General features: G+C 73.0%; 24 protein-coding genes and 1 pseudogene. 16 read left to right on the forward strand and 9 right to left on the reverse strand.

All coding sequences use genetic code 11. The features are described 5' to 3' along the window. Window positions 1-64 precede the first annotated feature (64 nt). On the reverse strand, window positions 65-829 hold the full coding sequence (locus ACH4E8_RS27415) for a thioesterase II family protein (protein ID WP_398452905.1): 765 nt from the start codon (window positions 827-829) through the stop codon (window positions 65-67). A gap of 110 nt (window positions 830-939) precedes the next feature. Further along, a complete protein-coding gene (locus tag ACH4E8_RS27420; protein WP_398452907.1) occupies window positions 940-2,247 on the reverse strand; it encodes a TetR family transcriptional regulator in 1,308 nt (435 codons plus the stop codon). A gap of 238 nt (window positions 2,248-2,485) precedes the next feature. Here ACH4E8_RS27420 and ACH4E8_RS27425 point away from each other — a divergent pair, with 238 nt between their 5' ends. The 3 genes from ACH4E8_RS27425 to ACH4E8_RS27435 are packed head-to-tail and all read left to right on the forward strand — an operon-like array spanning window position 2,486 to window position 4,823. Next, on the forward strand, window positions 2,486-3,175 hold the full coding sequence (locus ACH4E8_RS27425) for an ABC transporter permease (RefSeq protein ID WP_398452910.1): 690 nt from the start codon (window positions 2,486-2,488) through the stop codon (window positions 3,173-3,175). Continuing rightward, entirely contained in the window at window positions 3,172-3,849 is a 678-nt protein-coding gene (locus ACH4E8_RS27430; RefSeq protein ID WP_398452912.1) for an ABC transporter permease, read from the forward strand. The genes ACH4E8_RS27425 and ACH4E8_RS27430 overlap by 4 nt, the downstream gene beginning before the upstream one ends. Then, a complete protein-coding gene (locus ACH4E8_RS27435; protein WP_398452914.1) occupies window positions 3,849-4,823 on the forward strand; it encodes an ABC transporter substrate-binding protein in 975 nt (324 codons plus the stop codon). The genes ACH4E8_RS27430 and ACH4E8_RS27435 overlap by 1 nt, the downstream gene beginning before the upstream one ends. A gap of 19 nt (window positions 4,824-4,842) precedes the next feature. Here the strand turns inward: ACH4E8_RS27435 and ACH4E8_RS27440 are convergent, their stop codons facing one another. From ACH4E8_RS27440 to ACH4E8_RS27450, 3 genes are all read right to left on the reverse strand, one after another. Beyond that, window positions 4,843-6,033 (reverse strand): hypothetical protein, encoded by a 1,191-nt coding sequence (locus ACH4E8_RS27440; protein WP_398452916.1) that lies wholly within the window; start codon window positions 6,031-6,033, stop codon window positions 4,843-4,845. Between the two features lie 77 nt (window positions 6,034-6,110). Beyond that, window positions 6,111-6,647 carry a GNAT family N-acetyltransferase gene (locus ACH4E8_RS27445; RefSeq protein WP_398452918.1) on the reverse strand — a complete coding sequence of 179 codons (537 nt, stop codon included), beginning with the start codon at window positions 6,645-6,647 and terminating at the stop codon, window positions 6,111-6,113. A gap of 76 nt (window positions 6,648-6,723) precedes the next feature. Then, a complete protein-coding gene (locus ACH4E8_RS27450) occupies window positions 6,724-7,887 on the reverse strand; it encodes an ABC transporter ATP-binding protein (RefSeq protein WP_398452920.1) in 1,164 nt (387 codons plus the stop codon). A 225-nt stretch (window positions 7,888-8,112) separates the two neighbouring features. Between ACH4E8_RS27450 and ACH4E8_RS27455 the strand changes: the two genes are divergently transcribed. From ACH4E8_RS27455 to ACH4E8_RS27470, 4 genes are all read left to right on the forward strand, one after another. After that, window positions 8,113-9,246: a glycoside hydrolase family 5 protein gene (locus ACH4E8_RS27455; protein ID WP_398452922.1), complete on the forward strand. Its 1,134-nt coding sequence runs from the start codon at window positions 8,113-8,115 to the stop codon at window positions 9,244-9,246. Window positions 9,247-9,387: 141 nt separating this feature from the next. Further along, window positions 9,388-10,686, forward strand: a complete 1,299-nt coding sequence (locus ACH4E8_RS27460) for an alpha/beta fold hydrolase (protein WP_398452924.1) — start codon at window positions 9,388-9,390, stop codon at window positions 10,684-10,686. 40 nt (window positions 10,687-10,726) lie between these two features. Next, window positions 10,727-11,479, forward strand: coding sequence for a PIG-L deacetylase family protein (locus ACH4E8_RS27465; protein WP_398452926.1), 753 nt, complete (start codon window positions 10,727-10,729; stop codon window positions 11,477-11,479). Window positions 11,480-11,599: 120 nt separating this feature from the next. Beyond that, complete coding sequence (locus ACH4E8_RS27470) at window positions 11,600-12,559, forward strand: aminoglycoside phosphotransferase family protein (RefSeq protein WP_398452929.1); 960 nt, start codon at window positions 11,600-11,602, stop codon at window positions 12,557-12,559. A 31-nt stretch (window positions 12,560-12,590) separates the two neighbouring features. Here ACH4E8_RS27470 and ACH4E8_RS27475 read toward each other — a convergent pair whose 3' ends face one another. Beyond that, a complete protein-coding gene (locus tag ACH4E8_RS27475; protein WP_398452931.1) occupies window positions 12,591-13,496 on the reverse strand; it encodes a ribokinase in 906 nt (301 codons plus the stop codon). Then, a pseudogene (locus ACH4E8_RS27480) lies at window positions 13,483-13,692 on the reverse strand (hypothetical protein); the annotation flags it as partial. The gene ACH4E8_RS27475 and the pseudogene ACH4E8_RS27480, both read right to left, overlap by 14 nt. Window positions 13,693-13,770: 78 nt before the next feature. Here ACH4E8_RS27480 and ACH4E8_RS27485 point away from each other — a divergent pair. The 9 genes from ACH4E8_RS27485 (at window position 13,771) to lpdA (ending at window position 23,135) form a co-directional block, all read left to right on the forward strand. Continuing rightward, window positions 13,771-14,376, forward strand: a complete 606-nt coding sequence (locus ACH4E8_RS27485) for a helix-turn-helix domain-containing protein (RefSeq protein ID WP_398452934.1) — start codon at window positions 13,771-13,773, stop codon at window positions 14,374-14,376. 394 nt (window positions 14,377-14,770) lie between these two features. Further along, window positions 14,771-16,342 carry an ABC transporter substrate-binding protein gene (locus tag ACH4E8_RS27490; protein WP_398452936.1) on the forward strand — a complete coding sequence of 524 codons (1,572 nt, stop codon included), beginning with the start codon at window positions 14,771-14,773 and terminating at the stop codon, window positions 16,340-16,342. A 62-nt stretch (window positions 16,343-16,404) separates the two neighbouring features. After that, entirely contained in the window at window positions 16,405-17,370 is a 966-nt protein-coding gene (locus tag ACH4E8_RS27495) for an ABC transporter permease (RefSeq protein ID WP_398453024.1), read from the forward strand. Further along, window positions 17,363-18,229 (forward strand): ABC transporter permease, encoded by an 867-nt coding sequence (locus tag ACH4E8_RS27500; RefSeq protein WP_398452938.1) that lies wholly within the window; start codon window positions 17,363-17,365, stop codon window positions 18,227-18,229. Before ACH4E8_RS27495 ends, ACH4E8_RS27500 begins: the two co-directional genes overlap by 8 nt. A 41-nt stretch (window positions 18,230-18,270) precedes the next feature. Further along, window positions 18,271-19,194, forward strand: a complete 924-nt coding sequence (locus ACH4E8_RS27505; RefSeq protein WP_398453027.1) for an ABC transporter ATP-binding protein — start codon at window positions 18,271-18,273, stop codon at window positions 19,192-19,194. Beyond that, window positions 19,187-19,867 carry an ABC transporter ATP-binding protein gene (locus ACH4E8_RS27510; protein ID WP_398452941.1) on the forward strand — a complete coding sequence of 227 codons (681 nt, stop codon included), beginning with the start codon at window positions 19,187-19,189 and terminating at the stop codon, window positions 19,865-19,867. The genes ACH4E8_RS27505 and ACH4E8_RS27510 overlap by 8 nt, the downstream gene beginning before the upstream one ends. A 178-nt stretch (window positions 19,868-20,045) precedes the next feature. Next, window positions 20,046-20,924: a phosphatidylinositol-specific phospholipase C/glycerophosphodiester phosphodiesterase family protein gene (locus tag ACH4E8_RS27515; RefSeq protein WP_398452943.1), complete on the forward strand. Its 879-nt coding sequence runs from the start codon at window positions 20,046-20,048 to the stop codon at window positions 20,922-20,924. A 272-nt stretch (window positions 20,925-21,196) separates the two neighbouring features. Next, on the forward strand, window positions 21,197-21,391 hold the full coding sequence (locus tag ACH4E8_RS27520) for a hypothetical protein (protein WP_361546311.1): 195 nt from the start codon (window positions 21,197-21,199) through the stop codon (window positions 21,389-21,391). A gap of 343 nt (window positions 21,392-21,734) precedes the next feature. Further along, window positions 21,735-23,135 carry a dihydrolipoyl dehydrogenase gene (gene lpdA, locus ACH4E8_RS27525; RefSeq protein ID WP_398452946.1) on the forward strand — a complete coding sequence of 467 codons (1,401 nt, stop codon included), beginning with the start codon at window positions 21,735-21,737 and terminating at the stop codon, window positions 23,133-23,135. Window positions 23,136-23,236: 101 nt separating this feature from the next. Here the strand turns inward: lpdA and ACH4E8_RS27530 are convergent, their stop codons facing one another. Further along, a complete protein-coding gene (locus ACH4E8_RS27530; protein ID WP_398452949.1) occupies window positions 23,237-23,674 on the reverse strand; it encodes a cold-shock protein in 438 nt (145 codons plus the stop codon). 112 nt (window positions 23,675-23,786) lie between these two features. Then, on the reverse strand, window positions 23,787-24,488 hold the full coding sequence (locus ACH4E8_RS27535; protein ID WP_398452952.1) for an NAD(P)-dependent oxidoreductase: 702 nt from the start codon (window positions 24,486-24,488) through the stop codon (window positions 23,787-23,789). Window positions 24,489-24,582: the final 94 nt, after the last annotated feature.

The raw sequence follows: 24,582 nt of genomic DNA on the forward strand, positions 1-24,582 counted from the left end.
CCACGGCGCCGGGCGGGCGGCGGACCTCCCTGGGTCCGCCGCCCGCCCCGACGCGCACGTGGCGTCAACCGGTGCGTGCGGGCAGCAGGTTGTCCGAGATCACCTTCATGATCTCGTCCTGGTGGTCCGTCAGGTAGAAGTGACCGCCGGTGAAGACGTGGAGGTCGAACGTGCCCTCGGTGTGATCGCCCCAGGAACGCGCCTCGTCCACGGTCACCTTGGGGTCGTCGTCGCCGACCAGGCCGATCACGGGGCAGCGCAGCTTCCCGCCCGGTTCGTAGACGTACGTCTCCACCGCCCGGTAGTCGGCCCGGATCGCCGGCAGCACCATCCGCAGCAGGTCCTCGTCGCCCAGCACCTGGGAGTCGGTGCCGCTCAGGCGCTTCAGCTCGGCGATGACGCCGTCGTCGCCCTGGCGGTGCACGTTCTCGTCGCGGTGCCGCGACGGCGCCCGGCGGCCCGAGGCGAACAGCGCCGCCAGCACCACGCCGTGCCGGTCCTCCAACCGCCGGGCCACCTCGAAGGCGAGCGTCGCGCCCATGCTGTGCCCGAACAGCGCCAGGGGCTGGTCGAGCCAGGGCTCAAGCACCCGGGTGACCTCGTCGGCCAACTCCGCAATGGTGGGGACGCTGGGCTCCTTGCGGCGGTCCTGACGGCCCGGGTACTGGATGGCCAGCACGTCGACGGGGCCCGGCGCGGCGTGCGCCACGGGGAGGTAGAAGGAGGCGGAACCGCCCGCGTGGGGCAGACACACCAGTCTGAGCCCACTGTCGTCGCGGGGGTTGAACCGCCTGACCCACAGCTTGTTTTCCTCATCCTTGCCGGTCACGACAGGGGCCGTTCCTTCCTCGAAGCCGCCACTTGGTCCGGGTCTGTTTCGGACATGAACCTTCCGAAGGTATTCACGGCGCCGACGGGCGAACCACCCCTATCACCCCCTCAATGCACTCGTACGCCCCCCGTGCCCCGGCTCCCTCCGCCGTCCCGGGGTGCATCGTGCGGCAGCAGGAACCTCAAGGAGAGGGCGCTGGCGGCAGCCGGTGTCGGGCGGCCGCGCCGCAGCAGCGCCACTTCCTGGACGGCCGCGTTCGCCGCCGCGGTCAGCACCCGCGCCTCCGCCTCCTCCAGGTCGGGACGGACCTCCAGCAGGACCGCCGAGCACACCTGGCGCAGATCGCGCAGGCGCCGTTGGATGCGGATGCCGTCGTACGCGGGGAGCGCCTCGCCCTCCCTGGCGGCCACGGCGATGACGTCGGCGTCCGCGAACACCGTTTGCGCGTACGAGCGCGAGATCAGCCGCAGCGCTTCCCTGGCCGACCCCGCCTCCTCAAGCGCCCGCTCCACCGAGATCTCCAACTTGGCCACCGCGTGGTCGCAGGCGTCCACCAGGATCTCCACCTTGCTGTCGTACGTGCCGTACACCGTCGGCCCCGAGATCCCGGCCGCCTTGCCGATCTGGTCGATGCCCACGCCGTGGTAGCCGTACTGGCGGAACAGCGTCGCCGCGACGTCCCGGATCTCCTCGCGGCGCGAGCGCGGCCGGGGCCACGTGCGCCGCCGCGGCCGGTCGCCGGCCGCGGGCCCCGGCGCGGCCGGCGCCACCAGCAGGGCCCACAGCGACTCGGTGACCCGCTCCGCAAGGCGCGGGTTCGGCGGGTGGTGCGCCCCGCGGGCGAGCAGCGCCAGCACCCCGTTGACGGCCCGCTTGCGGACCCTGGCCTCGGCGGGGGTGACCTCGGGGCGGACCTCGTGCACGGCCCGCTCCCACAGCCGGGCGACCTCCGCCTCCACGGCGGTCAACTCCCCGGCCGCCTCCTTCGACAGCGAAGCCCGGTCGCGCACGTACGTGCTGACGAGCGTCGGGTGGGCCAGCGTCACGCCCACCGTGCACCGGACCACTTCGCGCAGCCGGTCCTCGGCGCTCCCACCGCCCCCGCCCGGGCCCGACAGCACCGGACGGACGGCCTGGTCGAAGCGGGCCAGCGCGTCCTGGAGCACGGACCGCAGCAGGTCCTCCTTGCCGCTGAAGTGCCGGTAGATCGCGCCGGGGGTGACGCCGACGCGTTCGGCGATGTCACCGACCCCGGTGGCGGCGTACCCCCGCTCGGCGAACAACTCGGCCGCAACCCGCGCGATGATCGCCCGACGGTCCTTGGGCCGTCTGGTGCGCACGGGCGCCCGGCGGTCCGCGACGGCTCCGGCCGGACCGCCGCGTGCCGCGCGCCCGGCCCGCCCGCTCTGGCTCATGCCGCCCACTCCCGTTTCCCGGCCCGCCCGACGGCCGGCCCCGGTGCAGAACCTACCCTCACCCCGTCCGGACGGATACCCGCACGTCCGGTTCCACCGCAGGTCCGAGGTGGTGCGGCCGCCGGCGGACGGCGTCCACCGGCCAGCCGGTGCGCGCCACGTCCCGGTTCGGCCCCGACGTGCCCGTTCGGGTGAACACAACGCGCGTTCCGCCGCACCCGCGGGCTCGAATGGAGTGATGACGGCGCCCCCCGACGACTGCCTCGCGCGCAACGAGTGGATCTGCGGCGCCTATCTGTCCACCCGTCGGGAGATCCTGCTGGACGCCGTCGTCCAGCACCTCCAACTCACCTTCGTGTCCGTCGGCCTCGCGCTCGTCATCGCCGTCCCGCTGGCCGTCGCCGCCCGCCGCTGGAGGCTCGCGGCCGGCCCGGTGCTGGGCGTCACCACCGTCCTCTACACGATCCCCTCCCTCGCCATGTTCTCGCTGCTGCTGCCGCTCTACGGCCTGTCCGCCGCGCTGGTGATCGCCGGGCTGGTGCTCTACTCGCTGACCCTGCTGGTGCGCAACGTCCTCGCCGGGCTCCGGGCCGTCCCCGAGGAGACCCGACAGGCCGCCCGCGGCATGGGGTACGGCCCCGTCCGACTGCTGCTCGCCGTCGAACTGCCGCTCGCGCTGCCGGCGTCCATGGCGGGGCTGCGGATCGCGACCGTCTCCGCGGTCTCCCTGGCCACGATCGGCGCGATCGTCGGCCATGGCGGCCTGGGCAACCTCATCTACTCGGGCATGAACACCTACTTCAAGGCCCAGGTGCTCACCGCGTCCGTGCTGTGCGTGGTGATCGCCGTCGCCGCTGACCTCGCCCTCCTGCTGGTGCAGCGGTGCGCCACGCCATGGGCGAGGCCGCAGAAGGGGGCACCGGCGTGAACACCCTCGCAGCGGCCTGGGACTGGCTGACCGACGGAGCGAACTGGAGCGGTGACGGCGGCATCGCCGACCGGCTCGTCGAGCACCTCTACCTGACCGCCGTCTGCCTCGGGCTGAGCTGTCTGATCGCCCTCCCGATCGCCCTGGTCCTCGGCCACCTCGGCAAGGGCGGGGCGCTGGCGGTCAACATCTCCAACGCGGGCCGCGCCGTGCCCACCTTCGCGGTGCTGGTGCTGCTGCTCCTCAGCCCGCTCGGCGAATTCGGCTCCTGGCCCACCGTCATCGCGCTGGTGCTGTTCGCCGTGCCGCCGCTGCTGACCAACGCGTACACGGGGATGCGCGGCGTGGACCAGGACGTCGTACGCGCCGCGCGGGGCATGGGCATGACCGGGATGCAGGTCCTGCGGGGCGTCGAGGTCCCGCTCGCGCTGCCGCTGGTGCTCACCGGGGTGCGGATCGCCGCGGTCCAGTTGGTGGCGACCGCGACCATCGCCGCGCTCGCCGGCGGCGGCGGGCTCGGCCGCATCATCACCGCCGGGTTCAACCTCGCCTCCACGCCGCAGGTGGTCGCGGGCGCCGTCCTGGTGGCGGCCCTCGCCCTGCTCATCGAGGGACTGTTCGTCCTGGGACAACGGCTGGTGCCGGTCGGCGGCGTCCGCGCGGGCGGCTCCTGATGGCCCGCCGACCCCCGCCGCCGGCCCGGCGACGCCCCGTGCTCGCGCTGCTGCTGGTCCTCGTCGTGCTGGCGGCGGTCGCCGGCTGCGGCACCGGACCCTCGCTGGAGAACCGCGGCGAGGTCGATGCACCTCCAGGGGACAGCAAGCACCTGACCGTCGGCTCCGCCGGCTTCACCGAGAGCGACCTGCTCGCCCAGATGTACGCACTGCTGCTGGGCCGGGCCGGCTACGGCACCCGGATCCTGTCCGTCACCAACCGCGAGATCTACGAACCCGCCCTGGAGAGCGGCCGGATCGACGTCGTGCCCGAGTACGCCGCGACCTTCGCCGACTGGCTGAACGCCAAGGCGAACGGGCCCGACGCGCCGCCCGTCGGCTCGCCCGACCTCACCGCCACCATGACCGCGCTGCGGCGGCTGGCCACCCCCCGCGGACTCACCGTCCTCGACCCCGGCCGGGCCGTCGACCAGAACGCCTTCGCCGTCGCCCGTTCCTACGCCGCCGAGCACGGCCTCAAGACCCTCAGCGACCTGGGCCGCTCGGGGCTGCCGGTGCGGCTCGCGGCCGGTGACGAATGCGTCCAGCGGCCGTACTGCGAACCCGGTCTGAAGGAGACGTACGGCATCGACATCACCGGCATCGACCCCAAGGGCGTGGGCACCACCCAGGCCAAGCAGGCCGTGCAGAGCGGCCGGGACCAGATGGTGCTGACCACCACGACGGACGCGACGCTGGACCAGTTCGACCTGGTGCTGCTGGACGACGACAAGCACCTGCAGAACGCCGACTACATCGTGCCCGTGGTCAACCGGGCGCGCGCCGGCGCCTCCGGGGTCACCGACGCCGTGGGGCGCCTCAACACCGTGCTGACGACGGACGACCTGGCGTCGATGAACGAAGAGGTCGACAGTTGGCGACGGCTGCCGGAGGACGTCGCCCGGAGCTATCTGACGTCGAAGGGCCTGCTGTGAGGACCGGCGGACCGGTGCCTCAGGCGGGTCCCAGCTCGCCGGAGACCGGCGGGGGAGCCGTGTGCAACTGCTCCAGACGCCGCTGGAGGACCCGCAGGGCCCCGCGCTGCCGGCCCGGCACCCGACGGCGCAGCGCGACCAGGCGCGGGGCGAGCCCCCTGGCCCCCTCCCGGTCCCGGATCTGCTCCCACTGGTGGTGCGCGCGGTCCACCGCGCCTTCCACGTCGGCGTCGTCGACGGCCTGGTGGCGCGCCAGCCGGGCGTCCGCGGCGCCCATCCACAGCGCGCAGCTGAGCGCGGGGTCGCCGGCGAGCCGGGCCAGGTCCGCGCGTACCTCCAACCAGTGCACGGCCTGCGGGGAGCCGGGGCCGTACGTCCGCACCTCGTGCTCCTCCCACGCCGCGGCGACGGTGGCGGCCTCCTCGTGCCGCCCCGCCTGCGCGGCGGCCAGGATCGCCGGGTGCGGGTCCGCGGGGGTGGGCGCCGGGGCCTTCGGGCCGGGTGCGCCCGCCGGTGCGTAACCCACCGGCGGCACCGCGGTGGCGGGCGGCGGCGCCAGCAACAGCGCACCCGACGCCCCTGCTTGGAGCGCCGCCTGCTCGTGCAGCGCCGCCGGGTCGGGCCGCGCCCCGCTGCGCCAGATCGAGGCGCAGGCGGCGAGGTACGCCGGGACCGCGGGCTCGCGCCGCTGCGGCGGCGGTGCGACGCGCCCGTACAGCCGGATCGCGGAGCCGAGGGCCAGCAGCTTGGGGCCCTCCGACGTGATGCGCTGCCACACGTCGGGCGCGGTGACCAGGTCCACCACCACCGTCGTCGTCCCCGGGCGGCGGATGGTGAGCTCGGAGGCCAGCCAGTGCCACGGCAGCGCGGTGTAGCGCAGGGTCGTCGCCGTGGTGCGGGCGAGCGCCAGGTGCGGCAACTGCTGCTTGCGGTCGAGTTGCAACTGCCCCGCGACGTACAGGAACAGCGGCCCCTCCGCGGCGGCCGCCGCCCGGATCCTGGTCAGGACCGTCTGCGGGTCCAACGGGTCCGCCAACTCGACGACGGTCGCCGCGGCGGTGCCCGTCAGGGCACTCGGCGGCACCGCGGCGAGCGCCGGCAACACGGAACTGGCATCGACCAGACGCCCCTTGCCGACCGGCGCGGCTGCGATGAGCAGCGCGGTTCCCGGCACGGTGGCGTCCCCTCCCCTGATCAGCACACCCTGCACGGTAGCCGAATCCCGGGCCGGGGACGGCCTCGCACCCCGGTTCGACGGCGGTACCCGGGGTGTGACGGGCCGAAGTGTCAAGACCGCGGGGCTTCCCGGCCGCGCGCCAGTTCCTTCGCCATCGCGTACTGACGGCCGACGCCGTCCGGGGCAGCACCGCCCGACTCCCCGGTCGGCAGGTAGCCGTGACGTCGGTAGAGGGCGTCGGCCGGAGCGTTGCCGGGGGCGACCAACAGCCGCAGCGAGCGGGCGCCCTGGCGCAGGGCCCAATCCTCCACGGCCGCCACGAGGAGGTCCGCCACGCCCCAGCCCCGGGCCTCGGGCGCCACCCAGACCGAGCGGAGTTCGTACGCCGGCTCCGCCCCGGTCCGCAGGCGCACACCACGGGCCATGCCGACGGGGCGGCCGCTCACATCCGCGACCAGGTTGTACGAGTCCGGGCCCGTCGACATCGCGCGCCAGCGGGCCTCCTCGCCGCGGTCCCAGTCCTCGACGCGGGAACAGAAGGCGTGCGGTGCGTCGGCGACGGCCGTCCGGCGCAGGTCCCGCCACAGCGGCCAGTCCTGGTCGGTGACCACGCGCAGGGCGACCTGTTCAGAAGTCTCTTCGATCACCGGACGATTGTCGTGCCGGAGACCAAGGGGTGTCCGGTGATCCCTGGTGGATCGGCGCACGGATGACGGACACCCCTCAGGCGTCGGACACCGAGGTGAAGTCGACCGCGCCCCGCGCCACCCCCTGGGCGTCCGCGTCGACCGATCTGCGCAGGGCCTCGTGGAGCTTCGCGGGGGTCAGCACGCCCACGAACCGGTCGCCGTCGACCACCGCCACCCAGCCCGCGTCGTGTTGGAGCATTTCGCTGAACGCCCGCTTCAAGGAGGCGCCGAGCGGGACCCACGCCTCCATGCGGCGCGCCAGGTCGCCGACCGCGCCCTGTTCGCCCGCGATGGCGAGGGCTTCGGCGGAGACCCAGCCGTGCAGATCGCCGTCCGCGCCCAGGACGACGGCCCAGCGGGCGCCTTCGGCGCGCATCCGGGTCGCGGCGGAGCGGGCGGACTCGTCGAGGCGGGCGACCGGCGGCTGTTCGAGGTCGTCCTCCTCGACGGTGGTCACCGACAGCCGCTTCAACCCCCGGTCGGCGCCGACGAACCGGGCCACGTAGTCGGTCGCGGGAGCCCCGAGCACGGTCGCCGGGGTGTCGTACTGCTCGATGCGGCCCTGCCCGTACACGGCGATGCGATCGCCCATGCGCACGGCCTCCTCGATGTCGTGGGTGACCAGCAGGACGGTCTTGCGGACGGTGGCCTGGAGGCTCAGGAATTCGTTCTGTAGGTGCTCGCGCACCACGGGGTCGACCGCGCCGAAGGGTTCGTCCATCAGCAGGACGGGCGGGTCCGCGGCCAGGGCGCGGGCCACGCCGACCCGCTGGCGCTGGCCGCCGGAGAGTTGGGCCGGGTAGCGGGGGCCGTACGTCTTCGGGTCCAGGCCCACCAGGTCGAGGAGTTCGGCGGCCCTCGCACGCGCCTTCGCCTTCTTCCAGCCGAGGAGCGCCGGGACGGTGGCGGTGTTGTCGAGGACGGTGCGGTGCGGGAAGAGCCCGGCTTGTTGGATGACGTAGCCGATGCGGCGGCGCAGCGCGACCGGGTCCACGGTGGAGACGTCCTCGCCGGCGACCTCGATGCGGCCCGAGGTCGGTTCGATCAGTCGGTTCACCATCATCATCGTGGTCGTCTTGCCGCATCCGGAGGGGCCCACGAGGGTGACGAGTTCGCCCTCCGCGACCTCGAAGGAGAGGTCGTCGACCGCCGTCGTGCCGTCCGGATAGACCTTGCTGACCTGCTCGAACCGGATCATGACCCCACGTTAGGAGCGGGTGCGCAGGGGCGCATACGGGCCGGGACCGTCCGTGGCGCGTCGGCCCGGCTCCGAACGCGGCCCGCCGGCTCGCTCAGATGTGCGGGTGGGCGATCATTTCTTGTCATGACCCTTGCGACTGCGCGCGGTGGCTGCTTCCATCCGGGTTAGGAAAGTTTCCTTTCAGTCTCGGTATCCCCACGAACCGTCACACATGGAGACGCCATGAAACCCCCACGTCAATGGGTGCGATCCCTGGGGGGCGCCGGAGTCGTCACGGCTGCCCTCCTCCTCGGCCTCACCGCCGCCCCGGCCACGACCGCGGCCCCCGCCGCCGGGCCCCCGCCCCCGGCCCCCGCCAGCGCTCCCCGCGCCGACGGCCCCTCGGCCGACACCGCCCGGGCAAAGGCCCCCAGCGGCAGCCCCGTCGCGATCAACGGCCAACTCAAGGTCTGCGGAACCAAGCTCTGCAACCAGTCCGGCAAGCCGATCCAACTGCGTGGGATGTCCACCCACGGCCTCCAGTGGTACCCGCAGTGCGTGACCAACGGCTCCCTCGACGCCCTGGCCAAGGACTGGAAGGCCGACGTCCTGCGGATCTCCATGTACGTCCAGGAAGGCGGCTACGAGACCAACCCGCGCAAGTTCACCGACCTGGTCCACTCGATCATCGAGCAGGCCAGCGCGCGCGGCATGTACGCGATCGTCGACTGGCACATGCTCAGCCCCGGCGACCCGCACCACAACCTGGCCCGCGCCAAGACCTTCTTCACCGAGATCGCCAAGCGCCACAACGGCAAGAAGAACGTGATCTACGAGATCGCGAACGAGCCCAGCGGCGTCTCCTGGTCCCGGATCAAGAGCTACGCCGAGCAGTTGATCCCGGTGGTCCGCCAGCAGGACCCGGACGCCCCGGTCCTCGTCGGCACCCGAGCCTGGTCGTCCCTCGGCGTCTCGGAGAGCTCCAACGAGTCCGAGGTCGTGAACAACCCGGTGAACGCGGGCAACATCATGTACACCTTCCACTTCTACGCCGACTCGCACCGGGACGAGTACCTCCAGACGCTCTCCCGCGCCGCCGACCGGATCCCGATGTTCGTCACCGAGTTCGGCACCCAGAACTACGCCGGTGAAGGCGCCAACAACTTCACCATGTCCCAGCGCTACATCGACCTGATGGCGAGCAAGAAGATCAGCTGGGTCAACTGGAACTTCTCCGACGACCACCGCAGCGGCGCCGTCTTCAAGACCGGCACGTGCAACGGCAACGGACCGTGGACCGGGACCTCCCAGCTCAAGGAGGCCGGCGTCTGGATCCGCGACCGGATCAGGACCCCGGACGACTTCCGGACCTCCTGAACCTCCTGCTGAACCTCCTGACCTGCGCCGGTACGCACCACCCACGCCCGCCCCTGGACACCCCGTGTGATCCCATGGGGCGGGCGTGCCCATGGACGGCCCATGGAAACGGCGCGCACGACCGCGAGGCAGGAGTTACCCGTGACCCCCTACCGGCAGCCCGGAGTCCGGCTCACCGACCACCGCTTCACCGTCCCGCTGGACCACGCGGCCCCGGACGGCGAGACGCTGGAGCTCTTCGGGCGCGAGGTCGTCGACCCCGCGCGCGCCGGTGACGACCTGCCGTGGCTGGTCTACCTGGAGGGCGGGCCCGGCTTCGGCGCCCTGCGCAGCATCGGCCGCGAGGCGTGGCTGGACAGGGCGCTCAAGGACCACCGCGTCCTGCTGCTCGACCACCGCGGCACCGGCGCCTCCACCCCGCAGAACCGTCAGACCCTCGCGCACCTGCCCACCCCCGCGGCCCAGGCCGACCACCTCGCGCACTTCCGTGCCGACTCCATCGTCCGCGACTGCGAACTGGTGCGCACCCGACTCACCGGCGGTGCCCCCTGGAGCGTGCTGGGCCAGAGCTTCGGCGGCTTCAGCGCCACCCACTACCTCTCCGCCGCGCCCGAGGGGCTGCGGGAGGTCTTCATCACCGGCGGCCTGCCCTCGCTCGACCACCACGCCGACGACGTCTACCGGGCGGCGTACCCCCGCATCGAGCGCAAGGCGGCGGCCCACTACGAGCGCTACCCCATGGACGTGGCGCGCGCCCGCCGGATCGCCGCCCACCTCGCCGAGCACCGCACCGTACTGCCCGGCGGCTACGTCCTGACCCCCGAGGCGTTCCAGTCCCTCGGCATCATGCTCGGCGCCAGCACCGGCAGCCACCGACTGCACCACCTGTTGGAGAACGCCTTCGTCCGGATCGGCGACCGCCACGAGTTGGCCGACGCCTTCCAGGAGTCCGTACTCGCCGCACTGTCCTTCGCCGGCCACCCCATCTACGCCCTGCTGCACGAAGCCATCTACGGACAGGACGAGCGGCCCACTGCCTGGTCGGCCGAGCGCGTCCGCGCCGAGTTCCCGCAGTTCGACGCCGTCGCGGCGCTGGAGGGCGACGGACCCGTCCTGTTCACGGGCGAGACCATCCACCCCTGGCACTTCGACGTCGACCCCTCGCTGCGCCCCCTCAAGGAGGCCGCCGAACTGCTGGCCGCCCGCACCGACTGGGCGCCGCTGTACGACGCGGAGCGGCTGGCCGCCAACGAGGTGCCCGTCGCCGCTGCGATCTACCACGACGACATGTACGTCGACACCGAACACTCGCTGCACACCGCCCGCACCATCCGCGGACTGCGCACCTGGGTCACCGACGAGTACGAGCACAACGGCCTGCGGGCCGACGGGCCGCGCGTCCTGGACCGGCTCATCGGCCTCGTCCGGGACGAGGTCTGAACGACCCCGGCGGCGCCGGGAGGGGTCGTATCCTGCGATCATGACCGAAGCCACGGACCCCAGCGCCCAGCTCGCACCGATGCCCGAGGACTGGCAGCGGGCCCTCGCGGTGGTCGCGCACCCCGACGACCTGGAGTACGGCTGCGCCGCCGCCATCGCCGGCTGGGTCGACGGCGGTAGGGAAGTCGCCTACCTCCTCGCGACCCGGGGCGAGGCGGGCATCGACACCCTCAGCCCCGCCGAGTGCGCCCCGCTGCGGGAGCGCGAGCAGCGCGCCAGCGCGGCCGTCGTCGGCGTCTCGGTGGTCGAGTTCCTGGACCACCGGGACGGCGTCGTCGAATACGGCACCGCTCTGCGCCGGGACATCGCGGCCGCCGTCCGACGCCACCGGCCCGAGCTCGTCGTCACCCTCAACCACCGCGACACCTGGGGCGGTACGCACTGGAACACCCCCGACCACCGGGCGGTCGGCCGGGCGACCCTGGACGCCGCGGCGGACGCGGGCAACCGCTGGATCTTCCCCGAGCTGATCGAGGAACAGGGCCTCGAACCGTGGAACGGGGTGCGCTGGGTCGCCGTCGCCGGCTCCACCTCGCCCACGCACGCCGTGGACGCCACGCCCGGTCTAGAACGCTCCATCGCGTCCCTGCTGGCGCACCGCACCTACATCGAGGTGCTGACCGACGAGGACCCCGAAGCGTACTGCCGAGACTTCCTCGTCGGCAGCGCCGAGGAGGCCGGCCGGCGCTTCGGCGGGCGGCCCGCCGTCACCTTCGAACTCTTCGCGCGCTGACGACGGCGTGGCGGACGGCGCTGCGGCCGGGGCGGCAGACGGGGCGCTGCGGCAGACGGGCCGGGGCGGCGGTGCGAAAACCGTTTGCCGCCGTTCGCGGGGCGCGGTCACCATTCCCGGATGATCTCTGCATCCCGTACGCCCGAACCGTTCCCCGGCGACGGCCGCGCCGGCATCGACGCCGCCCTGGTGCGCCGGCTGATCGCCGCCCAGTTCCCGCAGTGGCGTGAACTCGCCGTGACGCCGGTCCGACTCGACGGCTGGGACAACCGGACGTACCGACTCGGCGACGAGATGACCGTACGGCTCCCCACGGCCGAGCAGTACGCCCTGGCGATCCCCAAGGAGACGACGTGGCTGCCGGTGCTCGCGCCGGAGCTGCCCGTGCCGATCCCGCCGATCGTGGCGCAGGGGGCGCCGGGCGAGGGCTATCCGTACCACTGGTCGGTCCGCGGCTGGCTGGACGGCGAGGTCGCCCGCCCCGGGCGCATCGACCACCTGCCCGACTTCGCGGTGGCCGTCGGCGAGTTCCTGCTCGCGCTCCAGTCCGTCGACGCGGGCGACGGCCCCGCGGCGGGCCGGCACAGCTTCCACCGTGGTGCGCCGCCGGCGCATTACGACGACGAGACCCGCCGCGCGCTCGCCGCGCTCACCGGCCGCGTCGACACCGAGCGGGCCGCCGCGGTGTGGCAGGAGGCGCTGGACTCGCCGTGGCGCGGGCGGCCGGTGTGGTTCCACGGCGACTTCGCCGTCAACAACCTGCTGATCAAGGACGGCAAGCTCGCCGCCGTCATCGACTTCGGCACCTCCGGCGTCGGGGACCCGGCCTGCGACCTGGTGATCGCCTGGACGCTGTTCTCCGGCGCGAGCCGGGACGCCTTCCGGAGCACCGTGGACCAGGACGGAGCCATGTGGGCCCGGGCCCGCGGCTGGGCCCTGTGGAAGGCCCTCATCTGCCTCGCGACGCTCGTCGAGGCCGAAGGGTCCGGAGCGGTCGCGGGCGTCGACGACGCGGCCGAGGCCGAAGGCCACCGCCGCGTCATCGACGCGGTCATCGCCGACCGGGCACTGCACGGCTGAAGGGCCGCGCCGCCGGGCGTACGGGACGGCGTCAGGCCGCCGGCAGTTGGTCCGGGGTCGGGTACGAGTCCTGGGCGCCGCGGCGGGTGACCGCCGCCGAACCCACCCGCACCGCGTAGCCGGCCGCCGCGGCGAGCTCCTCGCCGAGACCGAGCCGCCACGCCAGTGCGGCGGTGAAGGCGTCGCCGGCCCCCGTGGTGTCGACGGCGGTCACCCGCGGGCTGTCGACCCGGGCACAGACCTCCGCGCGGCCGTCGGCGATGATCGCGCCCGCCGACCCCAGGGTGACCACCACCGACCGCGGCCCCAGCGACATCAGCCCGAGGACCCAGTCCCGCGGCTCGCCCCCGGCGCTCGGGCCCAGCAGCACCCGGGCCTCGTGCTCGTTGACGACGAGCGGGTCGCAGGCCGCCAGGACCTCGGCCGGCAGGGCGGCGGGCGGCGAGGGGTTGAGGACGAGACGGGTCCCGGGGCCGAGCGTGCGCACGGTCTCGACGACCGCGTCCAGCGGGATCTCCAACTGCGTCGACACCACCCGCGCCCCGCGCACCAGGGGCGCTGATGCGCGCACGTCGGCCGGGGAGAGCAGCGCGTTCGCGCCGGGTGACACCACGATGCTGTTGTCCCCCGAGTGGTCCACGGTGATCAGCGCGACCCCGGTGGGCCCGCCGCCGACGAGCACCCCGTCGACGTCCACGCCCGCCGCCCGCTGGGAGGCGAGCAGCAGCCGCCCGTGCTCGTCGTCCCCGACCCGCGCGAGCAGGGCCGTACGGGCGCCGAGACGGGCCGCGGCCACCGCCTGGTTGGCGCCCTTGCCGCCCGGATAGACGGCGAGCGGTGAGCCGAGCACGGTCTCCCCGGCGCTCGGCCGCCGCTCCACACCGATCACCAGGTCGGCGTTGGCCGACCCCACGACCAGCAGTTCATGGACGTGCATCGTTCTCCCTCCGATGGCCCGGAGCAGTCGCGCCGGCGACGTTGCGCGCCGTGTCGACTTGCACCGGGACCTTGACCTCGCCGGGTACGTCACCGTCCCCGGCGGCCTCGATCGCGTTCCGTACCGCGATCTTGCCCAACTCCCTCGGCTGCCGGGCGACGGACGCGTACAACGTGCCCCGTTCCACAGCCTTCACTCGCGCCCAGCGCCGTCGGCGGACCTGTCACCACCGCGCGCATTGACAAAGGGCGTTTGCTGCTTTTGCAATGGACCCATGGCTGACGGAGAGCGGGACGGCGATCAGGTGCCCGGCATCGGAGACGTGTTGAACGAGGTGGGCCCACGGCTGCGCCGCATCAGACGGGAGCGCGGGGCCACCCTCGAAGCCCTCTCCGAAGCCACCGGCATCTCCGTGAGCACCCTGTCCCGACTGGAGTCCGGCGGGCGCCGCCCCAGTCTCGAACTGCTCCTGCCGATCGCCCGCGCCCACCGGCTGCCCCTGGACGAACTGGTCGGCGCGCCCCCGGTCACCGACCCGCGGGTGCGCGCCAAGCCCATCGTCCGCGGCGTGCGCACCCTGTGGCCGCTCACCCGCCGCCCCGGCGGCCTCCAGGCGTACAAGGTGGTCCACCGGCCCGACCCCGGCGAGCCCGAGCCGCGCACCCACGAGGGGTACGAGTGGCTGTACGTGCTCTCCGGGCGGCTGCGGCTGGTCCTCGGCGAGCACGACGTGATCCTGGAGCCGGGGGAGGCGGCCGAGTTCGACACCCGGGTGCCGCACTGGTTCGGCGCGGCCGGCGACGAGCCGGTGGAGTTCCTGAGCCTGTTCGGCCCGCAGGGGGAGCGGATGCACGTCCGGGCCCGCCCCAAGAACCCCTGATCGAGCGTCCGCCGGATCCCGCCGGGCCGTCGCCGGCGCCCAGATGTACGCCTCCCACGCCGCAGTGCCCGCCGCCGAGGAGTGTGTCCAACGGCACGCCGGCACCGGCCCGGCCTGGGGACACCCCGTGCACCCGCACCTCAAGCGGGCCAAGTCGGCGCCGATCGCGCCCGGTTCGCCCGGGGCCCACCGCGACGCCCCGGCCGTGCTCGTCGACCTGCCCGCGCCCCGGCCTTCCGCACGTCAGGGGTCCCAGTACCCAGTGCCCTTTACATACTGTTTAATTGCGAGGCGTTCGCAACAACAGGTGATCTTTATTAGGGGTGTGGGTGTCGTGTCCGTCCCGTCAGCACGACCGGTCCGTCCGGCCCGTTCCAGCAACCGTGCACGCAGGGTGACGACCGTCGCCCTGGCCGCCGCGCTCACCGCGGGCGCCGCCGCCTGCTCCAACCCCGACAGTGGCTCGTCGGGCAAGGGCGGCAAGGACTCCGCCGTCGTCGGCATCGCCACCGAGCCCGAGAGCCTGAGCCCGCTGCTCGGCTTCGGCAAGGACGGCAACTCCAAGCTCTTCGACGGCCTGCTCGCCCTCGGCGCGGACATGAAGCTCCAGCCGGCGCTCGCCGCGAAGCTCCCGGACGTCAGCGCGGACCGGCTCACCTACACGTACACCCTGCGCAAGGGCGTCACCTTCAGCGACGGCAAGCCGCTCACCGCGAAGGACGTGGTCTTCACCTACCAGACCGTCCTCGACCCGAAGACGAACAACCCGTCCAAGTCGGAGCTCGACGCCCTCAAGGACGTCCGGGCCACCGGCGACGACACCGTGGTCTTCACCCTGAAGTACCCGTACGCACCGTTCGCCCAGCGGACCGTCCACCCGATCGTCCCCGAGCACGCGCTCGCCGGCCAGGACGTCAACACCGGCGCCTTCACCACCAAGCCCGTCGGCACCGGACCGTACGTCCTCGCGGACTGGTCCCGCGGCGAGAAGATCACCTTCAAGGCGAACCCGAAGTACTGGGGCGGCGCACCCGAGGTGAAGAAGTTCACCATGGCCGTCATCAAGGACGACGACGTGCGCGCCACCCGGCTGCGCGCCGGCGACCTCGACGGCGCCATCCTCCCGCCGAACCTGGCCGAGGGCTTCAAGGGCGACAAGGGCAAGAAGACCCACACCGCCACCACGTACGACTACCGCACGGTGACGCTGCCCACCCACAACAAGGTGACCGGCGACCTCGCCGTGCGCCGCGCCCTCGACGTCGCCGTCGACCGCAAGGCCATGGTCGACCAGATCCTCGAAGGCGCCGGCAAGCCCGCGTACGGGCCCGTGCCCACCGACAGCCCGTGGTTCACCAAGGGCACCGAGCGCACCCACGACCTCGACGCGGCGAAGAAGATCCTCAACGACGCCGGCTGGCTCCCCGGCGGCGACGGCGTCCGGGTCAAGGACGGCGTACGGGCCGAGTTCCCGCTCTGGTACCCCGCCGGCGACAAGCTGCGCCAGGACCACGCGCTCGCCTACGCGTCCGACGCCAAGAAGGCCGGCATCTCGATCAAGACCCAGGCCGGCACCTGGGAGGTCATCGAGCCCCGGATGAAGCAGGACGCCGTCCTCGCCGGCGGCGGCTCGCCCGCGGACCCCGACTACGACCAGTACCTGCTGCTGACCTCCTCGCTCGCCGGCGACGGCTTCAACAACATGGCCTGGTACGCCAACCCGACCGTGGACCAGGCGCTCGTCCAGGGCCGGCAGAGCGGCGACCCCGCGGTGCGCAAGGCCGCGTACGACACCGTGCAGCGCGAGCTCCAGAAGAACCCGGGCTACACCTTCCTCACCCACATCGACCACGTCTACGTCGTCAACGACGCCTGGGACGGGCTGAGCACCCAGGTCGAGCCGCACGAGCACGGCCTGGCCTCCGGCCCCTGGTGGAACGTCGAGGACTGGAAGCCGAAGAAGTGACGACGGCCCTCACCGAGGAGGATGCGGCACCCCGCACGGGGCGCCGCATCCCCTGGGGTCCGATGGCCCGCATGGCGGGCCGCCGGGCCCTGTTCGCCGTTCCGGTCCTGCTCGTGGTGACCTTCGGCGTCTTCGCCGTCGCCGCCGCCTCCCCCTTCGACCCGGTCAAGGCGTACGCCGGCACCGCCGGACTGACCGCCACCCAGGAGAACCTGGACCAGATACGCGCCAACCTCGGCGTCGACCAACCCCTCGTCTCCCGCTGGTGGAACTGGCTCACCGCCGCCCTCCAGGGCGACCTGGGCAACTCCACCGTGCTGCGCCAGCCCGTCGCCGACGCCATCGGCGAACGCGTCGGCTGGTCCCTCCTGCTGGCCGCCACCGCATTCGCGTTCGCCGTGGTCCTCGGCACCGCCCTCGGCGTGCTGGCCGCCCGCAACCGCGGCGGCTGGCTCGACCGCACGGTCAGCTCCGTCGCGTACACCCTCGAAGCCGCGCCCGCCTTCTGGCTCGGGCTCCTCGCGATCTGGTTCTTCTCCCTGAAACTCGGCGTGCTGCCCGCCGGCGGGCTCACCGACACCGCCAGCGACGTCGTCACCGCCGACCAGGTCGCCACCCACCTGGTGCTGCCCGCGGCCGTCCTCGGGATCTCCCAGATGCCCTGGTTCTACCTGTACGTGCGCCAGGGCGTCGGCGACGCACTCGACGAGGACCCCGTCCGCGGCGCCCGCGCCCGCGGCCTCGGCGAGCGGTCCGTCGTCCTCGGCCACGCCCTGCGCTCCGGGATGCTGCCCATGCTCACCCTCATCGGCTCCCGGGTCCCCGAACTGATCACCGGCGCCCTGCTGGTCGAGACCGTCTTCAGCTGGCCCGGGATCGCCGCCGCCACCGTCGAGGCCGCCACCTCGGTCGACTTCGCCCTGCTCGCCGCCCTCACGGTGCTGGCCACCGCCGCCGTGCTGCTCGGCAACCTCCTCTCCGACCTGCTGTACGGACTGGCCGACCCGAGAGTGGGCTTCGATGGCTGAGCTCGTCTGGCGTTCCCACGGACGCACCCGCCGCTCCACCCGCACCGTCCGCGTCACCGTCTCCGCGGTGATCGTCGCCGCCGTGGTGCTGGCCGTCCTGGTCGTACCGCCGATCGTGCAACTCGACGAACAGGCCGTCGACCTCTCGCAGAAGCTGCAACCGCCCTCGCTCGCCCACCCCTTCGGCACCGACGACGTCGGCCGCGACCTGCTGCTGCGCTGCATCTACGGCCTGCGGATCTCCCTGCTGGTCGGTCTCGTCGCCGCCCTCGTCGCCACCGTCGTGGGCACCCTGGTGGGCGCTGCCGCAGCGGCCTTCGGCGGCTGGGTCGACCGGGTCGTGATGCGGCTGGTGGACACCTTCTCCTCGGTGCCGCACCTGCTGCTCGGCATCTTCATCGTGGCGATGTTCCGCCCCAGGGTGTGGCCGGTGATCGCGTCCGTCGCGCTCACCCACTGGCTCTCCACCGCCCGCATCGTCCGCTCCGAAGTGCTCTCGCTGCGCTCCCGCCCCTACGTCGACGCGGCGATCTCCGGGGGTGCGTCGCGCTGGCGGGTCACCGTGCGCCACCTGGTGCCGGGCGTGCTGCCGCAGGCCGGGCTCGCCGCGGTGCTGATGGTGCCGCACGCCATGTGGCACGAGTCCGCGCTCTCCTTCCTCGGCCTCGGGCTCCCCAGCCACCAGGCCAGCCTCGGCAACCTCGTCCAGAGCGCCCGTAGCTCCCTGCTCGCCGGCGACTGGTGGCCCACCCTCTTCCCCGGGCTCTTCCTGATCGTCCCCACCCTCGCCATCGCCGGGCTCGCCGGCGCCTGGCGGGAACGGATCAACCCGCGCCGTCGATCGGAGCTGATGCTGTGAGCACCGTGCTGTCGGTACGTGACCTCTCCGTACGCTTCCGGATGCGCGGCGGGCGCCACATCGCCGCCGTCAGCTCCGCGAGCTTCGACCTCGCGGCGGGGGAGTGCCTGGCGCTGGTGGGGGAGAGCGGCTGCGGCAAGTCCGTCCTCGCCTCCGCGCTGCTCGGCCTGCTGCCCGGCAACGCCCAGACGGCGGGCACCGCAACCGTCGGCGACGTCGAACTCCTCGGCGCCGACGAACGCACCCTCGCCCGCACCGTGCGCGGACGGCTCATCGGCCTCGTGCCGCAGAGCCCGGCCGCCCATCTGACCCCGGTGCGGACCGTGGGCGCCCAGATCGAAGAGACCCTGCGGGCGCTGGCCAAGACGCCGCGCAAGCAGGCCCGGGCGGCCGCCGTCGCAGCAGCCGAGCGGGCCGCCTTCCCCGCCGACCACCTCGACCGCTATCCGCACGAGCTCTCCGGCGGACTCGCCCAGCGCGCCGCGACCGCGCTCGCCCTCATCGGCGACGCCCCGCTGCTGCTCGCCGACGAACCCACCACCGGACTCGACCGCGACCTGGTCGAGCGCACCGTCGACGAACTGCGCCGCCACGTCGACGACAGCGCCTCCGGCCGCGCCCTGCTGATGATCACCCACGACCTGGCCGCGGCGGAGCGCATCGCCGACCGGGTCGCCGTGATGTACGCCGGCCGCATCGTCGAACTCACCGACGCCGACACCTTCTTCGGCCCCGCCGGGCCCCGCCACCCGTACGCCAGAGGGCTGCTCGCCGCGCTCCCCGAACGCGACTTCGCCCCCGTCCCCGGGCTCCCGCCCGAACTGGGCGACCTGCCCGAAGGCTGCGCCTTCGCACCCCGCTGCGAGCGCGCCACCGAGCAGTGCCACCTGCGCCCCGCCTTCGCCGCCGGCATCGCCTGCCACCACCCGGCCGACCTGCTGACGAAGGAGGCCCACCGTGCTTGAACTGCACTCCGTCACCGCCGGGTACGACCGGGCCGCGCCCGCGGTGCGCGACGCGTCCCTGACCATCGCCCCCGGCGAGGCCGTCGGACTCCTCGGCCCCAGCGGCTGCGGGAAGTCCACCCTCGCCAAGGTCGCGGCCCTGCTGCACCCACCGCGCGCCGGCCGGGTCGTCATCGACGGCGAGGAGGTCCGCGGCTGGCGCCACCGCGCACCCCGCGAACTGCGCACCGCCGTCGGCGTCGTCTTCCAGCAACCCCGGCTCTCCGCCGACCCTCGGCTCTCGCTGCACGACCTCATCGCCGAACCCCTGCGCGCCACCGGCCGGCGCGCCGAGGTGGCCGGGCGGCTGCCGGAGCTCACCGCCGCGGTCGGCCTCACCGACGAGCTGCTGCGCCGGCGCCCCCACGAGGTGAGCGACGGCCAACTCCAACGCGCCTGTCTGGCACGGGCGCTGGTGCTGCGCCCGCGCTGGCTGGTGTGCGACGAGATGACCGCCATGCTGGACGCCTCCACCACCGCCGCGCTCGTCGCGGTCGTCGAGGCGTACCGCAGCGAGAGCGGGGCGGGGCTGCTCACCGTGGGCCACGACCGCACTCTGCTGGAGCGCTGGTGCGACCGCACGGTGCGCTGGGACGAGGTGGCGGACCGCCCGAAGGGCCCGGCGCGGACCTGAGGAGGGCGCGACGAGGGCCGGCAGCGCCCTGCGCGGTCGGCCCGGCAGGAAGATCGCGGATGAGCCTTCGGTGACCGGCCGTTGAACTCTTCGCCGCCCCTCCCGCCGACGGTCCGCCGCCGCACATACTCGGGTGTCCCTCCCGTCCCGTCGATCGCCATCGAACCGGAGGTCCACCGTGCCGACCACCCGTCGCCGTGCCGTCGGAACCCTCGCCGGAGCGCTCGCCGCGAGCGTCGCCGTCCCGACGCTCGCCAAGGCCGCCGAACGCCCAGGCCGCGGCGGGCAACCCCCGCGCACCCGCCCGCTGCGCCGTGCCCACGCACACAACGACTACCTCCACCCGCGCCCCCTGCACGACGCGCTCGCACACGGCTTCACCAGCCTGGAGGCCGACGTCTTCCTGGTGGACGGCGACCTGCTGGTGGCACACACGCCCGCCGAACTCGACCCCGCGCGCACCCTGCGCTCCCTCTACCTGGACCCGCTGCTCGCCCGGGTCCGGGCGAACCACGGCGACGTCTACCGGGGCCACCGCCGCCCGGTCCAACTGCTCGTCGACATCAAGGCCGACGGCGTCGCCTGCTACCTCGAACTCGACCGCCAACTGCGGGCGTACCGGAGGATGCTGACCCGCTGGTCGAACGGCCGCACGTATCCCGGCGTGATCACTCCCGTCGTCTCCGGCGACCGGGCGGCCCGCGCGCCGATGGAGGCGCAACGGCAGCGGTACGCCGCCTACGACGGCCGCCTCGACGACCTCGGCGCGGCAGCCCCCGCCTCCTTCGTCCCGCTGATCTCCAGCAACTGGAACCAGAACTTCGGCTGGCAGGGCGTCGGCCCCTTCCCGCCCGCCGAACGCGCCCGGCTGCACGCGCTGGCGGCGGCGGCCCACCAGCAGGGGCGGCGGATCCGGTTCTGGGCGACGCCCGACGCCCCCGGCCCGGCCCGGGACGCCCTGTGGGCCGAACTGCTCGCCGCCGGCGTCGACCACCTGAACACCGACGACCTGGCGGGCCTGGAGCGCTTCTTGCGCGCCCACGACCACGACGGCTGATCGCGCCGGCCTGCGGAGTCCATGGCGGTCACCACGCCCGCCACCTGCGTCCGTAGAGTCTCGTGCGCGTTCCTGTGCGTTGGACGTAGCCGCCGTTTCCCTCCGGCTGCGTTGGTGTCCACCGGGCCGCAGAGTCCACCGCACCCGGAGGGAAACGGCGGCTACGGGCACACCACTCGTACGGCGGACACGCCACGGCGCCTCCGCCCTGCCCCGCTGCGCCAGACTGACCGCCGAATGCCACAAATCCGGCGTAATGAAGGCGGTTGGCGATGGCCATTTCGATTTCGGTGGTGCTGCTCCTGGTGGTGCTGGCGGTGATCTTCCTGCGCAACGGCGGACTGAAGTTCTCCCACGCCCTGGTCTGCGCGCTGCTGGGCTTCTTCCTCGCGGGCACCAGCATGGCGCCGACGATCCACGAAGGCGTCGCGGCCACGGCCGAGGTCGTCAGCAGCCTGCAACCGTGACGTCCGAAGCACCGCGGAACCGGGCCGCGGAGCGGCGCCGACTCCGCTCCGGGGCCCGGTCCGCGTTCCGGTGACCGCCCCGGAGGTCGTGGGAGGTCACCGGCCCGAGTCCCCGCCCGAGCAACGCCGGCCCAGGACGGGGCCGCCCACGGGGAACCGGAAGCTCCCCGCGGTGAGCCGCCCAGTGAACCGGCCGCGACGTTGCGACGGGGTTGCGCACCCGCTCCTCAGTCCCCGGCCGTCACCCGACCGGACCAGCGAGCGCGCCCGGTGAGGGGGAGATCACAACGCATGCCGCGTCGATGCGCTTGCGCGCCGGCCCGGGCCTGGCGAGGGTGCTGGTGTGAGCCAACACTTTGACGTCCTCGTGCTGGGAGCGGGACCCGGCGGCTACACCGCCGCGGTGCGCAGCACGCAACTCGGCCTCTCGACCGCCGTCGTCGAGGAGCGCTACTGGGGCGGCATCTGCCTCAACGTCGGCTGCATCCCCTCCAAGGCGCTGCTGCGCAACGCCGAGATGGTGCAGTTCGTCACGGGGGAGGCGGCCGACTACGGCATCTCCACCGGCGGCCGGGTCACGGTGGACTACGGCCCCGCGTTCCAGCGCAGCCGCAAGGTCGCCGACGGGCGCGTCAAGGGCGTCCACTACCTGATGAAGAAGAACGCCATCACCCAGTTCGACGGCCGGGGAACGTTCGTCGACGACCACACCCTGACCGTCGCCCTCACGGACGGCGGCACCGAGACGGTGACCTTCGGCCACTGCATCGTCGCGACGGGCGCCAGCCCGCGGCTGCTGCCCGGCACCGCGCTGTCGGAGCGGGTGGTCACCTTCGAGAGCCAGATCCTCAGCGAGACGCTGCCGGGCAGCATCGTCATCGCCGGCGCGGGCGCCATCGGGGTCGAGTTCGCGTACGTCCTGCGCAGCTACGGCGTGGACGTGACGATCGTGGAGTTCCTCGACCGCCTCGTCCCGCTGGAGGACGAGGAGGTCTCCAAGGAACTGGCCAAGCACTACCGCAAGCTCGGCATCAAGGTCCTCACCGGCACGGCCGTGGAGGCGATCGACGACTCCGGCGAACGCGTGCGGGTCACCGTCGCCAAGGGCGGCGAGCGCCAGGTGCTGGAGGCCGACAAGGTGCTCCAGGCCATCGGCTTCGCGCCGAACGTCGCCGGCTACGGGCTGGAGAACACCGGCGTGCGGCTCACCGAGCGCGGCGCCGTCGACGTGGACGGCCGCTGCCGCACCAGCGTGCCGCACATCTACGCCATCGGCGACGTCACGGCGAAGCTGATGCTGGCGCACGCGGCGGAGTCCATGGGCGTGGTGGCCGCCGAGACCATCGCGGACACGGAGACCATGGAACTGGACTACGTGATGATCCCGCGGGCCACGTACTGCCAGCCGCAGATCGCCAGCTTCGGTTGGACCGAGGCGCAGGCCCGGGAGCGCGGCTTCGACGTCAAGGTGGCCAAGTTCCCCTTCACCGCCAATGGCAAGGCGCACGGTCTGGGGCACCCCGTCGGCTTCGTGAAGGTCATCAGCGACGACCGCTACGGGGAGATCCTGGGCGCCCATCTGATCGGCCCCGAAGTCACCGAACTGCTCCCGGAGTTGACGCTCGCCCAACAGTGGGACCTCACCGTCCACGAGGTGGCGCGCAACGTGCACGCCCACCCCACGCTCGGCGAAGCGGTCAAGGAAGCGATCCACGGCCTGGCCGGGCACATGATCAACATGTGATGCCGCAGCGGCGCCGCCAGGTGCCGCCCGTACGACGAGGGCCCGGTCGGCTCCGCCTTGACGGGGAGCCGACCGGGCCCTTGCACAGCCGTCGCGCCGTCTTACGGCGACGCCACCCAGCCACGGCTCCTGGCCATCGCGAGCACGCACGCGCGCACCTGCTTGATCTGCAGGGACGTCAGCGTGTCCGAGCAGCCGAGGAGCGCGTCCGTCAGCTCGACGCTGAAGTCGGCCGCGCTGTCGCCCTCGTGGTCGGACTCGCTGCGGAACGTGGCCGCCATGTCGTGGGAGCGCGACTCGGGGGCCGTCCGCGGGAGCTTGCGCGCGGTGGACTGGTGGATGAGCCGGATCTGGGACGCCTTGGGCCCCTTCTCGCCGTGCTCCAGGAAGAACTCCACGACGCTGCCGTCGTGGTAGAGGTACTTCTCGTCCACCAGGTCGTTCGCGTGCATGAACACGTCGTCGCCCCCGTCGTCGGGAGCGATGAACCCATATCCACGGATCTCGTCGAACCGCAGGACCTTGCCCTTCAGCAACACACCACACCTCCACCCAAAACAACGAACCAGCCGGTCCACCACCTCTCGGCGGACCCGTGCGGCCCACCCTACCCGGCACCCCTGGAGCCCGGGCAGCCGGTCGACCGCGGGCTCACCGGCCGCTGCCGACCCCCAGCGCCTCCTTGAGGAAGACCTTCACGTAGCGCGGGGTGCCCTCGGTGGTGATGACCTCGACGGCGGAGCGGACGCTGCGGTCGTCGACCGCCTCCCGCACGAGGGCGTCCGCGAGGTCCCGGCGCGAGGTGAACCAGCCGGGGTGCCGTGCGCGGCAGACGACGTAGTCCGTGGTCCGATCGGCGTCGAAGAGGCCGGAGGGGCGCACGATCGTCCAGTCCAGTTCGCAGGCGCGCACCAGGTCCTCCATCCGACCCGTGTCGTCGTACAGCGTGCGCCCCATCTTGAGCAGCAGCGGCACGATCACCTTGCGGAAGACGAGGGACTCCCCGGGGGCGTCCACGTAGTTGGCCCCGATGGAGCTGACGCACACCAGCCGTCGTACGCCGTGCGCCTCCATCGCCGCTATGACGTTCGCGGTGCCCTGTGAGTACAAGGTCACGGGCTCCTTGGTGTACGACGTGCCCACGGTGGAGATGACCGCGTCCTGACCGGCGACCGCGCGGCCCACCGCCGTTGCGTCCAGGACGTCAGCTCCCGTCACCCGCAGCCGCGCGTCGCTGAGCGGGAACGCCTCCGGCCGACGCGTCACGGCGGTCACTGAGTGGCCCTCGGCGAGCGCCTGTTGGGTCGCCAGGCGTCCGGTCGGTCCGTTGGCGCCGAAGATGACCAGCTTCACGGGTTCCTCCTGTGCGATGCGACGGGCGGGGCAGCGCGATCTGCACCCGTACGGCGATCGTGTCTCTAGAACATTGGTCTAGTGCTCGATCAAT

The organism is Streptomyces sp. NPDC017979, from assembly GCF_044328175.1.
In the GTDB taxonomy this organism is placed as follows: Bacteria; Actinomycetota; Actinomycetes; order Streptomycetales; family Streptomycetaceae; genus Streptomyces.

Bases quoted from the DNA above. Each gene is read 5' to 3' on its own strand.
- ACH4E8_RS27420 (WP_398452907.1), bottom strand. From the start codon at position 2,247: ATGAGCCAGAGCGGGCGGGCCGGGCGCGCGGCACGCGGCGGTCCGGCC.
- ACH4E8_RS27425 (WP_398452910.1), top strand. From the start codon at position 2,486: ATGACGGCGCCCCCCGACGACTGCCTCGCGCGCAACGAGTGGATCTGC.
- ACH4E8_RS27435 (WP_398452914.1), top strand. From the start codon at position 3,849: ATGGCCCGCCGACCCCCGCCGCCGGCCCGGCGACGCCCCGTGCTCGCG.
- ACH4E8_RS27450 (WP_398452920.1), bottom strand. From the start codon at position 7,887: ATGATCCGGTTCGAGCAGGTCAGCAAGGTCTATCCGGACGGCACGACG.
- ACH4E8_RS27455 (WP_398452922.1), top strand. From the start codon at position 8,113: ATGAAACCCCCACGTCAATGGGTGCGATCCCTGGGGGGCGCCGGAGTC.
- ACH4E8_RS27465 (WP_398452926.1), top strand. From the start codon at position 10,727: ATGACCGAAGCCACGGACCCCAGCGCCCAGCTCGCACCGATGCCCGAG.
- ACH4E8_RS27470 (WP_398452929.1), top strand. From the start codon at position 11,600: ATGATCTCTGCATCCCGTACGCCCGAACCGTTCCCCGGCGACGGCCGC.
- ACH4E8_RS27475 (WP_398452931.1), bottom strand. From the start codon at position 13,496: ATGCACGTCCATGAACTGCTGGTCGTGGGGTCGGCCAACGCCGACCTG.
- ACH4E8_RS27485 (WP_398452934.1), top strand. From the start codon at position 13,771: ATGGCTGACGGAGAGCGGGACGGCGATCAGGTGCCCGGCATCGGAGAC.
- ACH4E8_RS27495 (WP_398453024.1), top strand. From the start codon at position 16,405: ATGGCCCGCATGGCGGGCCGCCGGGCCCTGTTCGCCGTTCCGGTCCTG.
- ACH4E8_RS27500 (WP_398452938.1), top strand. From the start codon at position 17,363: ATGGCTGAGCTCGTCTGGCGTTCCCACGGACGCACCCGCCGCTCCACC.
- ACH4E8_RS27505 (WP_398453027.1), top strand. From the start codon at position 18,271: ATGCGCGGCGGGCGCCACATCGCCGCCGTCAGCTCCGCGAGCTTCGAC.
- ACH4E8_RS27520 (WP_361546311.1), top strand. From the start codon at position 21,197: ATGGCCATTTCGATTTCGGTGGTGCTGCTCCTGGTGGTGCTGGCGGTG.